We start from the raw sequence: 12,076 nt of genomic DNA, 5'->3' as shown, positions 1-12,076 counted from the left end.
TGCCGCGCACCCCGCGCGGACGGGCAGTACCGCCCGTCACCGCGATCCGCCGCGCCCCGCCCGCTCGACGAGGAGCCAGCCCGCCAGCGCGAGCCCGACGGCCGCGGGGGCGGTGACCGGGACGGCTATCAGGGTGGCGGAGTGGCCGTCGAGGAGTCCGGCGAAGCCGGTCAGGGAGAGCCCGAGGACGCCGAGGAGGGCGAGCGTGATGCCGACCGCGGCCACCGGGCCGCCCCGTCCGGTCGAGGGGGCGGCCGGGGCCGGGGCCTCGAAGCGGCGGAAGGCGGCCACGAGCAGGGCCGTGAGGAGGGCCGCCGCGAGGAGGCGGAGGGGGACCTGCGTCCACCAGGCGCCGGTCGCCGGGGCGGGCAGCTCCCGGTCGAGGCCGAGCAGGGCGCCGTACACCCCGAGCATCGCGGTGAGGTGCCAGAGGAACGCCGTCATCGCGACACCGTTCGCGGCGACCACCGTGCGCCACACCCCGGCGCGGGCCACGAGCCGGGTCCCGGGTCCCCGGAGCAGTTCGACCACGCCGACCACCCACAGGCCGTGGCAGAGCAGGGCGAGGGTGGGCGGCGCCATGTTGGAGACCTTCTCCCCCGGCATTCCCACCATCGAGAGCGGGTAGGGCCCGAGGGCGACGAGCGCGGTGGCGCCGAGGAGGCCCGCGCCGGCGAGCAGGGCGGGGCGGCGGATCATGCCGTCGGCGCGGAGGAAGCCGAGCTGGTGGACCGCCAGCCACACGAAGGCGAAGTTGAGGAACTCGACGAACGGGACGTCCGCGGCGAACCGCAGCACGTCGACCGCGACGGCCCCGCCCGCGAGGGCCGCGAACGCGCCCCAGCCCCACCGCTCGTGCAGGCGCAGCAGCGGCGGGGTGAAGGCGACCATCGCCAGGTAGATCCCGATGAACCAGAGGGGCTGGGTGACCAGCCGCAGCGCGACCCCGGTGAGTCCGCCGTCCGCCCCGGACAGCTGGAGGACGAGCGCGGCGGCCCCCCAGACCCCGACGAAGACCATCGTCGGCCGCAGCAGCCGCTGGAGCCGGGCCCGGAGGAAGGCCGCGTACCGGGGCCGGGAGCGGTGGGCGAGGGCGTGCGAGAAGCCGCCGACGAAGAAGAACACCGGCATCACCTGGAACAGCCAGGTCGCCACCTGGAGTTCGGGCACGACGGCGAGCAGGTTGCCGACCTGTCCGTCGGCCGTGACGGCCGCCATCAGCCAGTGTCCGAGGACGACGACGGAGAGCGAGGCGACCCGGAGCAGGTCGACGTACCGGTCCCGGCTCGCCGGCGTTGCGGCGGCGAGCTCACGCGCGCTGATTCCCATGCCCGTACGGTCCCGCGGGGGGCCGGGCGGGCGACAGGGCGCGGGTACTCAGCCGGCGGCTGAGTACGGCCCAGGGGGTGCCGTCGCACTCCCGTCGTCGCCCGCGGGGCGGACGGGAGTTCGACGACAGGCCCTATACGAGTCGGGCGCCGGGGGCCGGTGAGGTGGCCGTGTGGGTCGTGCGGCAGGTGTTCGAGGCGAGCAGGGCGGTGGCGACCGCCTCCGCGGCCTCGGCGTCCTTCACCAGGAACGCGGTCGTCGGGCCGGAGCCCGAGACCAGGGCGGCCAGCGCGCCCGCCGCGGTGCCCGCCGCCAGCGTCGCGGCGAGCGAGGGGCGCAGGGAGAGGGCGGCCGGCTGGAGGTCGTTGGCGAGGGCGGCCGCGAGGGCGGTGGTGTCGCCGGCGCGCAGGGCGTCCAGGAGGACCGGGGAGGCGGCGGGTTCGGGGACGTCGGTGCCCGCGGTGAGGCGGTCGAACTCGCCGAAGACCACCGGGGTGGACAGGCCGCCGTCGGCGACGGCGAAGACCCAGTGGAAGCCGCCGCCGACCGGGATCTCCGTCAGCTTCTCGCCGCGGCCGGTGCCGAGCGCGGCCCCGCCGACGAGGCTGAACGGGACGTCGCTGCCGAGTTCGGCGCAGATCTCCAGGAGTTCCTCGCGGGAGGAGTCGAGGCCCCAGAGCGCGTCGCAGGCGAGCAGGGCGCCGGCGCCGTCGGCGCTGCCGCCGGCCATGCCGCCGGCGACGGGGATGTCCTTGGCGATGTGCAGGTGCACGTCCGGGGCGATGCCGTGCCGGGCGGCGAGCAGTTCGGCGGCCCGTGCGGCCAGGTTGGTGCGGTCGAGCGGGACCTTGTCCGCGTCCGGGCCCTCGCAGGTGACCGTGAGGGTGTCGGCGGGGGTGGCGGTGACCTCGTCGTACAGGGAGACCGCGAGGAAGACGTTGGCCAGGTCGTGGAAGCCGTCGGGGCGGGCGGCGCCCACCGCGAGCTGGACGTTGACCTTGGCGGGGACGCGGACGGTGACGCCTGCGGGGATGGTCATGCCTTGGCCTCCGCGATCCGGGCGAACTCCTCGACGGTGAGTCCCTCGCCGCGGGCCTGCGGCGAGATCCCGGCCTTGACCAGGGCCTCCTCCGCCGCGGCGGGTGAGCCGGCCCAGGTGGCGAGGGCCGCGCGCAGGGTCTTGCGGCGCTGGGCGAAGGCCGCGTCGACGACGGCGAAGACCTCCTGGCGGGTGGCGCTGGTGGCGAGCGGCTCGCTGCGGCGGACCAGGGAGACGAGTCCGGAGTCGACGTTCGGCGCGGGCCAGAAGACGTTGCGGCCGATGGATCCGGCGCGCTTGACCTCGGCGTACCAGTTGGCCTTGACCGAGGGGACGCCGTAGACCTTGTTGCCGGGCTTGGCGGCGAGGCGGTCGGCGACCTCGGCCTGGACCATGACGAGGGTCCGCTCGATGGTCGGGAACCGCTCCAGCATGTGGAGCAGGACCGGCACGGCGACGTTGTACGGCAGGTTGGCCACGAGCGCGGTCGGCGGGGGGCCGGGCAGTTCCTGGACGTGCATGGCGTCGGAGTGGACGAGCGCGAAGCGGTCGGCGCGGGCCGGCATCCGGGCCTGGATGGTGGCGGGGAGCGCGGCGGCGAGCACGTCGTCGATCTCGACGGCCGTCACCCGGTCCGCGGCCTCCAGGAGGGCCAGGGTGAGGGAGCCGAGTCCGGGTCCCACCTCCACGACCACGTCGTCGGGCCGGACCTCGGCCGTGCGGACGATCCGCCGGACGGTGTTGGCGTCGATGACGAAGTTCTGGCCCTTCTGCTTCGTGGGGCGTACGCCGAGGGCGGCGGCCAGCTCACGGATGTCGGCGGGGCCGAGGAGGGCGTCGGGGCTTTCGGGGCCGGTGGTGGTGCTCACCGGTACAGCCTACGGGGCACGGGTGGGCCCGACCTACGGTTCACCCGCGGCGCCGCCGGCCGCGGGTGGGCTCATCCGTGCAGTCGTCTGCCGCAGTGCGGCCACGGGCCGGCCCCCCGCTGCACGTACAGCTTCTTCGCCCGGAAGGTCTGCTCGGCGGCGGGCGCGTTCTGCGCGGTGCCGGTGCCGCCGAGGGAGCGCCAGGTGCCGGGGTCGAACTGGTAGAGCCCGCCGTAGGTCCCGGAGGGGTCGACGGCGTCGGGGCGGCCGCCGGACTCGCAGGCGGCGAGCGCGGCCCAGTCGAGGCCGTCGGCGCCCGCGAGGGAGGTGGGCATCGGCCGGGTGCCGACCCTGACCTGCCGGCTGACGGGTGCGCGGACGATCTCCTCGCCGATCCGGCGGGGCTTCTGCCGGACGCCGTTGACCGTCCGCAGGCTGTAGGTGACGCGGCGGACGCCGGCCCGGCCCTGCCGGTCGACGACCTCGGTGCCGGTGAAGAGTCCGGGGTCGCGGGTGCGCTCGACGGCGTACGGCACGGCCTCCTCGCGCGTCTGCTTCGAGCCGGTGATCCGGAGGACGGTGACCGTCTGGCCGTCGCGGGGGAAGGACTCGGGGACGACGGAGGTGGCGTCCTGCGCGGAGAGGGTGATCCCGGCCTCGGCGAGGGCCTCGCGGACGGTCGCGGCGTTGGTCCGGACGGTCCGCTCGCGGCCGTCGGCGAGGAAGGTCACCGTCCGCTCGGTCCGTACGTCGAGGGCGAGGCCGCTGCGGGAGATGGCGGCGCCGCGGGAGACGGAGAGGTAGGCGCCCTCGGCGCGGACCCCGAGCTGGCGCAGCGCGCCCTCGACGGTCCGGGCGGTCGTCCACACCTGGCGGCGCTGCCCGTCGAGGGTGAGGGCGACGGGGCGGCCGTACCGGACGACGATCTCGTCGCCGCTGGTGAGGGCCTCGGCGGGGGCGGGGGCGACGATGTCGTGGGCGCCGACGGTCAGGCCCTGGTCGGCGAGGAGTTCGTCGACGTCGTCGGCGAAGGTGTGGAGGGTGCGCGGGACGCCGTCGACGGAGAGCCGGACGGCCTTGTCGTCGGCGACGAAGGCGCTGGTGCCGCCGGCGAGGAAGGCGACGACGAGGGCCTGCGGGACCAGCTTCCGCAGGCCTTCCCCGGCGGGCCCGGTGGTCCTGCGGCGGCGGGCGGCCCGCCGGGACCCGGTGCGGGAGGCCTGCCCGGGGACGACGAGCGGCGCGGCCTGGGTCGGCTGGTCGTGCACGGACAGGGGCGCGGCCCGTCGTCCGGCGCGGTGACTGCCCTGGGAAGTGCTCACGAGGCCGGGACCCTACCCGGACCTCCGTCACGGGGTGCGCCGACCCGGCTACGACACGTAACCGTTATGGATCAGTAATCGAAGGCGCGGGCCGTGTTCACCGCGACGGCCTCGGCCATCTCGTTCTCGCCGATGCCGCGCACCTGCGCCATCGCCCGGAGGGTGACGGGGATCAGGTAGGGGGCGTTGGGGCGGCCGCGGTAGGGGGCGGGGGTGAGGAAGGGGGCGTCGGTCTCGACGAGGACGAGGTCCAGCGGGGCGACGGCGAGCGCGTCGCGCAGGTTCTGGGCGTTCTTGAAGGTGACGTTGCCGGCGAAGGACATGTAGTAGCCCTTGGCTGCGCAGATCTCGGCCATGGCGGCGTCGCCGGAGTAGCAGTGGAAGACGGTCCGCTCGGGGGCGCCCTCCTCGTCCAGGACGCGCAGCACGTCGGCGTGGGCCTCCCGGTCGTGGATGACCAGCGCCTTGCCGTGGCGCTTGGCGATCTCGATGTGGGCCCGGAAGGAGCGTTCCTGCGCGGCGATGCCCTCGGGGCCGGTGCGGAAGAAGTCGAGACCGGTCTCGCCGACGCCGCGGACGTACGGGAGGGCGGCGAGGCGGTCGATCTCGGTGAGCGCGTCGTCGAGGGCGGCGTCGCCGCCGCCCCGGCGGGGGCCGTGGCGGGACGAGTCTCCACCGGGGTCGCCGAGGACGATCCTCGGGGCCTCGTTGGGGTGCAGGGCGACGGCGGCGTGGACGTGCTCGTGGGCCGCGGCGGTCTCCGCGGCCCACTGGGAGCCCTTCACGTCGCAGCCGACCTGCACGACCGTGGTCACTCCCACGGCGGCCGCCTTGACCAGCGCCTCCTCGACGGTCCCGGACTGGAGGTCCAGGTGGGTGTGCGAGTCCGCGACCTCCACGAGGAGGGGTTCGGGCAGCGGCGGCGGGGCGTCCTTGGCACTCATGCCCCCGATCGTACGAGGGGCGCGGGCGCCGGTGCGCGGGAACCTCCCGGGCCGGGGGCGGGCCGGGGCGCCCGGACCGGGGAGGAGTCGCTCGGGGGGCTACTGGCGGCGCCTGAAGGGGTGCAGGAGGTCGGACAGGTGCCAGTGGTGCGGCACCGGGGGCCCCTCGGGCCCGTCCTCGGTCAGTTCCTGGCCGATCGGCCCGGCCATCGACACGGGCTTGGTGGCCCGCGCCCCGCGCTGGTGCTTCTCGGTGGCGGCGATCAGGTCGAGCACCGACGACACCTGTCCCGCGCGCATGATGCGGACGACGTGGCCGCCGCAGTTCATACAGGTGGGACTGGACAGCGGGGACGGGACCTTCTCCCCGTCGGCCTTGTAGACGACGAATTCGTGGCCGGCGGCGTCGACGTGGTGCTCGATGTCGTACGCCTGCTCCCAGCCGTATCCGCAGCGCATGCACGCGAAGGCGTACGCCTCATGGGCGACGGATATGCCGGTGCCGGTGATCTCGGTCATGCCAGCTCCTCTCCACTGATCCAGTGGACGCCTTTTCGGGCCGGAGCGCATCAGCTCGGGAGGAACCATGGAAGGCTTTTGGCTCTTCCCTTGCCAAGCGCCCTGCGAAGAGTCCCGGCGCCGGGTTCGGCTTTGCCTTTCAGATTAGTCCTTTACCCTTTCCGGGGCCCGGTCCAGCCGCATTCTTTGCCGCGACGACGGCATCGAAGACCTCCCGCTTGGGAAGTCCCGCGTCGGCGGCGACGGCGGCGATCGCCTCCTTGCGCCGCTCCCCCGCCTCCTCGCGCACCCGCACCCTGCGCACCAGTTCCTCGGCGTCGAGTTCGGCGGGTCCCGTCTCGGGCGCGCCCTCGACGACGACGGTGATCTCGCCGCGGACGCCCTCGGCGGCCCAGGCGGCGAGCTCGGCCAGCGGACCGCGCTTGACCTCCTCGTACGTCTTGGTGAGCTCGCGGCAGACGGCGGCGCGGCGCTCGGCGCCGAAGACCTCGGCCATCGCGGCGAGGGTGTCGTCGAGCCGGTGCGGGGCCTCGAAGTAGACGAGGGTGCGGCGCTCGTCGGCGACCTCGCGGAGCCGGCCGAGGCGCTCGCCCGCCTTCCTGGGCAGGAAGCCCTCGAAGCAGAAGCGGTCCACGGGCAGGCCGGAGAGGGCGAGCGCGGTGAGGACGGCGGACGGGCCGGGGACGGCCGTCACCTTGACGTCCTGCTCGACGGCGGCGGCCACGAGCCGGTAGCCGGGGTCCGACACGGACGGCATGCCCGCGTCGGTGACGAGCAGCACACGGGCGCCGCCGACCAGGGCCTCGACCAGCTCCGGCGTGCGGGCGGACTCGTTGCCCTCGAAGTAGGAGACGACGCGCCCCGTGGTGTGGATGCCCAGGGCGCGGGTGAGTCCGCGCAGCCTCCGGGTGTCCTCGGCGGCCACGATGTCCGCGTTCTCCAGTTCGGTGGCGAGTCGGGGCGGAGCGTCCGCGATGTCACCGATGGGGGTCCCTGCGAGTACCAGCGTTCCTGTCACACGGCCCATCCTCCCAGCACGGAGAGGCGACGTGCACAGGCGCGTTCCCTACGATGGCGCGGTGACCAGTACCGCACCCGAGGCCCTGGAGGGCCAGCACCCCATGGCGGAGCCCGTGGCAGAGCCCTCTCCGTGGCACCAGCGGCTTCGGCGTTTCGGCTACGCGCCGCCCGCCGGCAGCGCCGCCCCCATCGGGCTGCGCGAGCGGCTCGTCCCCTCGTACGTCCGTCCGTCCCCGCGCGTGATGTCCCTGCTGGGCCTCGGGCCCGACCGGTCGGAGCGGCTGTGGCGGCTGATGGCCTGGGGCGGCCCGCTCCTGGTCACGGCCGTCGCGGGGCTGCTCAGGTTCTGGAACCTGGGCAAGCCGAACGCGGTGATATTCGACGAGACGTACTACGCGAAGGACTCGTGGGCCCTGATCAACCAGGGGTACGAGGGCGCGTGGCCCAAGGACATCGACAAGACGGTCCTCAGCGATCCCGGGTCGGTCCTGGTGCCGACCGATCCCGGTTACGTGGTCCACCCGCCGATGGGCAAGTGGGTGATCGGGGTCGGCGAGAAGCTGATCGGCTTCGAGCCGTTCGGCTGGCGCTTCATGGTGGCGCTGCTGGGCACGCTGTCGGTGCTCATGCTGTGCCGGATCGGCCGGCGGCTCTTCCGCTCCACGTTCCTGGGCTGCCTGGCGGGCCTGCTGCTCGCCGTCGACGGCCTGCACTTCGTGATGAGCCGCACGGCGCTCCTCGACCAGGTGCTGATGTTCTTCGTCCTGGCGGCCTTCGGCTGTCTGGTCCTGGACCGCGACCGGACCCGGGCGCGGCTGGCGGGGGCGCTCCCGGAGGACGAGGAGGGGGTGCTGCGGCCGGACGCGGAGATCGCGGAGACGCTGCGCCTGGGGTGGCGGCCGTGGCGGATCGCGGCCGGTGTGATGCTGGGCCTGGCGGCGGCGACCAAGTGGAACGGCCTGTACGTCATGGTGGGCTTCGGCCTGCTGACGGTGCTGTGGGACGTCGGCGGACGCCGCACGGCCGGTGCGGTCCGCCCCTATCTCGCGGTGGCCAGGAAGGACCTGGTCCCGGCGTTCGTGTCGGTGGTGCCGGTGGCGATCGTCACGTACCTGGTGACGTGGACGGGCTGGATCGTCAGCGACAAGGGGTACTTCCGGAACTGGGCCGCCGACCAGGACAAGCTGGACGGCGGCGGGACGTGGGGCTGGCTGCCGCAGTGGCTGCGCAGCCTCTGGCACTACGAGTCCGAGGTCTACAGCTTCCACGTGGGGCTCACCTCGCCCCACACGTACGAGTCGAACCCCTGGTCGTGGATCGTCCTCGGCCGGCCGGTCTCCTACTTCTACGAGTCGCCCGCGCCCGGCACGGGCGGCTGCCCCGCCTCGGCGAAGGAGAAGTGCGCGGCGGAGGTGCTGGCCCTGGGCACCCCGCTGCTGTGGTGGGCGGCCTGCTTCGCGATCCTGTACGTGCTGTGGCGCTGGGCCTTCCGGCGCGACTGGCGGGCGGGCGCGATCGCCTGCGGCATCGCGGCCGGCTGGGTTCCGTGGTTCCTCTATCAGGAACGCACCATCTTCCTTTTCTACGCGGTGGTCTTCGTCCCGTTCCTGTGTCTGGCGGTGGCGATGATGCTGGGTGCGATCGTGGGACCGGCGGGCTCCTCGGAAAGGCGCCGTACATTCGGCGCGGTGGCGGCCGGCTGCATCGTTCTCCTCATCGTCTGGAATTTCATCTATTTCTGGCCCATCTACACGGGGACTCCCATTCCGCTGGACCAGTGGCGGAACCGTATGTGGCTCGACACCTGGGTGTGAGATCGGAATGTGACCTGCCGCTCTGACGGAGAAGCAGAAAGGTGCTCGACACACGCATGGGGCGCTGCTTGACTCGTGGGTTCACACGGGGAGGGGAGCGCAGCCATGCGCAGTGGGACCAAGGTCGCGATCGTCGGGGGCGTGTTCGTCGTCGTGGCGAGCGGGGTCGGGTACGGGGGGTACAACCTCTGGAACGGCGTGATGGGCGGTGACGCGACGCCGAAGACCAACTCCGGCGAGGCGCCGCGGACCGGGCCCGTCACGGACGAGGAGGTCACCGCCGTCGCGCGGGACTTCCTCGCCGCCTGGGCCGCCGGCGAGCCGGAGAAGGCCGGGCAGCTGACGAACGACCCGGTGGCGGCGGGGCCGGCGGTGGCGGCGTACCGCGAGGGCGCGCGCGTCACGGAGGCGGTGATCACGCCGGGGACGCCGGTCGGGACGACGGTGCCGTTCACGGTGAAGGCCACGATCACGTACGAGGACGTGTCGAAGTCCTGGTCGTACCAGTCCCGGCTGAGCGTCGTGCGGGGGCAGGCGACCGGCCGGGCGCTGGTGAAGTGGGCGCCGTCCGTGCTGCACCCGAAGCTCCTCACGGCCGGGGCGACGCTGCGCACGGGGGTCGCGAAGACGCCGCCCGTGAAGGCCGTCGACCGGAACGGCGCCGAGCTGACGGCCGCGAAGTACCCCTCGCTGGGGCCGGTCCTGGACGAGCTGCGGACGCGGTACGGGGCGAGGGCGGGCGGCGAGACCGGCGTCGAGACCTGGGTCGACTCGGGCGGTTCGACCGTCCCGGACACCACGCTCCTCGTCCTGTCGAAGGGGAGGCCGGGCACGCTGGAGACCACCATCGACGCGGGCGTGCAGGCGGCGGCGGAGAAGGCGGTCGCCGCGCACTCCTCGGCCTCGGTGGTCGCCGTCCAGCCGTCGACGGGGGCCGTGCGAGCGGTCGCGAACAGCCCGGCGGGCGGGTTCAACACGGCGTTCTCGGGCGCGAAGATGCCCGGGTCCACGATGAAGATCGTCACGGCGGCCCTGCTCCTGGAGAAGGGCCTGGTCAAGGCCGACCAGGTCGCCGAGTGCCCGCCGAGCGCCATGTACTACGGCCGGACGATCACGAACCTCGACGGGTTCTCGCTGAAGGGCGCCACCTTCGGGGAGGGCTTCGCCCGCTCCTGCAACACCGCGTTCATCAAGAAGATCGACGACGTGGAGAAGACCGAGGGCGACGACTCCGGCCTGGCCCGGGAGGCCAGGGAGGTCTTCGGCATCGGCCTCGAATGGAAGACGGGCATCAAGTCCTTCGACGGCTCCGTCCCCGAGGCGACGGGCGGCGCGGCGGCCGAGCAGTACATCGGCCAGGGCACCGTGCAGATGAACCCGCTGAACGTCGCCTCGATCACGGCGACGGCGAAGGACGGCCGGTTCCGGCAGCCGTACCTGGTCCCGGCGGACCTGGACGACCGGACCTTCGCCGAGGCCGAGCGGGCGCTGCCGCCGGCGGTGGCGCGGCAGCTGCGCGACGTGATGCGCACCACGGCCACGGCGGGCTACGGCACGGCGGTCGGCCCGATGGGCTCGGTGCGCGGCGACAAGGGCGCGAAGACCGGTTCGGCGGAGGCCGACGGCCAGGCGACCTCGGACAGCTGGTTCACGGCGTTCGCGGACGACCTCGCGGCGGCGGCCCTCGTCGAGGAGGCCGGGCACGGCGCGACGGCCGCCGGGCCGCTCGTGGCGAAGGTGCTGAACGCCCGCTGATCCACCTCGTGGAACCCGGTCGCGTGGCCCGTACATCCAACGCTAGCGTGCGGGCCATGACCGCTGAGGAGACCCCGTCCCCCGCCCACCCCCGATACGCCGCCGCGCCGCGCGAACCGTCCCGCGACGCCGAGATCCGCCGCCGCGAGGCCACCGCGTGACGCCGCTCGTCACCCTGGCCGTCCTGATCGCCGCCGTCACGCACGCGAGTTGGAACGCGCTGGCCCACCACATCAGGGACCAGCTGCTCTCGTTCACCCTGATATCCGGCGGCGGCGCCCTCATCGGCCTGGTCACGGCCCTGTTCGTGCCGCTGCCCGCGGCGGCGGCGTGGCCGTACCTGGCGGCCTCCGCGCTGCTGCACGTCGGCTACATGCTGCTGCTCATGCGCTCCTTCTCGCTGGGCGACTTCGGCCAGATGTACCCGATCGCGCGCGGTACGGCCCCGCTGGCCGTGACGGCGCTCGCGGCGGTCTTCGTGGACGAGGTCCCGGACGGCTGGCAGCTGCTGGGCGTCGCCGTGGCCTGCGCGGGCCTGACCGGCCTCGCCGTGTGGGGCATCCGCGGCACGGGGACGCGCCCCCACTGGCCGGCGCTCCTCGCGGCCGGTGCGACGGGCCTGGCGATCGCCGGGTACACGGTGGTGGACGGGGTCGGCGTCCGCGCCTCGGGCACCCCGCTCGGCTACATCGCGTGGCTGATGGTGCTGGAGGGCCTGGCGATCCCGGCGTACGCCCTCTGGACCCGGCGGGCGGCGCTGCTCCCGCAGCTCCGTCCGTACGCGGGACGCGGCCTGCTGGGCGCGCTGCTGTCGGTGATCGCGTACGGCCTGGTGCTCTGGGCCCAGACGAAGGCGCCGCTGGCCCCGGTCGCGGCGCTGCGCGAGTCCTCGATCATCGTGGGCGCGGCCATCGGGGCCGTGCTGTTCAAGGAGCGTTTCGGCGGGCCGAGGATCGCCGCGGCGGGACTGATGGCCGTCGGGATCGGGCTGATGCTGCACGCGGGCTGAGGCCTCGGCCCCCGACGCCGGCGCCCGGCTGCGGGCTCAGCCCCCGGCGCCCAGACCGGCGCCCGGCTGTGGGCCGTCCCAGGACGCCCGGAAGAAGTCGGTGCGGACGCGCCGGAAGCCGGTGTGGCCGGTGGCCTGCGCGTGCGCGAGGCACCAGACGGCCGGCCCCCGCCCGTCGTCGGCCGCGCCGGAGCCGTCGAGGCAGGTGGTGCACTCGGCCTCGGTGACCGTGCCGCTGCCGGTCCGGTCGGCGCGCAGCGCCCAGAGCCGGGGCCGCCGGGCGGTCCGGTGGGAGGCCTCCGCCGGGCTCACCTCGCTCCTCCGCCCGCTGCCGGCGGGGACGCGGCGGGGCGGCGTTCCGGCGGCGGTAAGTGCCGGGGGATCCGGTCGGCCCGGCGGTCGCCAGGATCGCTCACGTCGACGCTCCTTCGAAGCGGTGGCCACGCCCCGGACCGT

At 74.1% G+C, this 12,076-nt stretch carries 11 protein-coding genes; 3 read left to right on the top strand and 8 right to left on the bottom strand.

The features are described 5' to 3' along the window. Nucleotides 1–36 precede the first annotated feature (36 nt). The 7 genes from ACY0MR_RS21790 to rsmI all read right to left on the bottom strand — a co-directional run bounded on the left by ACY0MR_RS21790 (nt 37) and on the right by rsmI (nt 7,049). Nucleotides 37–1,329, bottom strand: coding sequence for an acyltransferase family protein (locus ACY0MR_RS21790; RefSeq protein ID WP_473554801.1), 1,293 nt, complete (start codon nt 1,327–1,329; stop codon nt 37–39). 133 nt (nt 1,330–1,462) lie between these two features. After that, nucleotides 1,463–2,368, bottom strand: coding sequence for a 4-(cytidine 5'-diphospho)-2-C-methyl-D-erythritol kinase (locus ACY0MR_RS21785; protein WP_473554798.1), 906 nt, complete (start codon nt 2,366–2,368; stop codon nt 1,463–1,465). Next, nucleotides 2,365–3,237 carry a 16S rRNA (adenine(1518)-N(6)/adenine(1519)-N(6))-dimethyltransferase RsmA gene (gene rsmA / locus ACY0MR_RS21780; protein ID WP_388806185.1) on the bottom strand — a complete coding sequence of 291 codons (873 nt, stop codon included), beginning with the start codon at nt 3,235–3,237 and terminating at the stop codon, nt 2,365–2,367. The genes ACY0MR_RS21785 and rsmA overlap by 4 nt, the downstream gene beginning before the upstream one ends. A 71-nt stretch (nt 3,238–3,308) precedes the next feature. Next, nucleotides 3,309–4,559: a ubiquitin-like domain-containing protein gene (locus ACY0MR_RS21775; RefSeq protein ID WP_473554795.1), complete on the bottom strand. Its 1,251-nt coding sequence runs from the start codon at nt 4,557–4,559 to the stop codon at nt 3,309–3,311. A 71-nt stretch (nt 4,560–4,630) separates the two neighbouring features. After that, on the bottom strand, nt 4,631–5,503 hold the full coding sequence (locus tag ACY0MR_RS21770) for a TatD family hydrolase (RefSeq protein ID WP_361846569.1): 873 nt from the start codon (nt 5,501–5,503) through the stop codon (nt 4,631–4,633). A 99-nt stretch (nt 5,504–5,602) separates the two neighbouring features. Next, on the bottom strand, nt 5,603–6,022 hold the full coding sequence (locus ACY0MR_RS21765) for a hypothetical protein (protein ID WP_361846567.1): 420 nt from the start codon (nt 6,020–6,022) through the stop codon (nt 5,603–5,605). 139 nt (nt 6,023–6,161) lie between these two features. Then, complete coding sequence (gene rsmI, locus ACY0MR_RS21760) at nt 6,162–7,049, bottom strand: 16S rRNA (cytidine(1402)-2'-O)-methyltransferase (RefSeq protein WP_361846565.1); 888 nt, start codon at nt 7,047–7,049, stop codon at nt 6,162–6,164. 52 nt (nt 7,050–7,101) lie between these two features. Between rsmI and ACY0MR_RS21755 the strand changes: the two genes are divergently transcribed. From ACY0MR_RS21755 to ACY0MR_RS21745, 3 genes are all read left to right on the top strand, one after another. After that, entirely contained in the window at nt 7,102–8,856 is a 1,755-nt protein-coding gene (locus ACY0MR_RS21755; RefSeq protein ID WP_473554791.1) for a dolichyl-phosphate-mannose--protein mannosyltransferase, read from the top strand. A gap of 105 nt (nt 8,857–8,961) precedes the next feature. Then, a complete protein-coding gene (locus ACY0MR_RS21750; RefSeq protein WP_404085184.1) occupies nt 8,962–10,611 on the top strand; it encodes a penicillin-binding transpeptidase domain-containing protein in 1,650 nt (549 codons plus the stop codon). A gap of 157 nt (nt 10,612–10,768) precedes the next feature. Next, nucleotides 10,769–11,620 carry an EamA family transporter gene (locus ACY0MR_RS21745; RefSeq protein WP_388806194.1) on the top strand — a complete coding sequence of 284 codons (852 nt, stop codon included), beginning with the start codon at nt 10,769–10,771 and terminating at the stop codon, nt 11,618–11,620. Between the two features lie 36 nt (nt 11,621–11,656). Here ACY0MR_RS21745 and ACY0MR_RS21740 read toward each other — a convergent pair whose 3' ends face one another. Beyond that, entirely contained in the window at nt 11,657–11,932 is a 276-nt protein-coding gene (locus ACY0MR_RS21740) for a DUF7848 domain-containing protein (RefSeq protein ID WP_473554788.1), read from the bottom strand. Nucleotides 11,933–12,076: the final 144 nt, after the last annotated feature.

This window comes from Streptomyces sp. JN8 (assembly GCF_055808075.1).
Note: the sequence above shows the minus strand (reverse complement) of the source record. Positions and strands in the feature narration are given on the sequence as shown.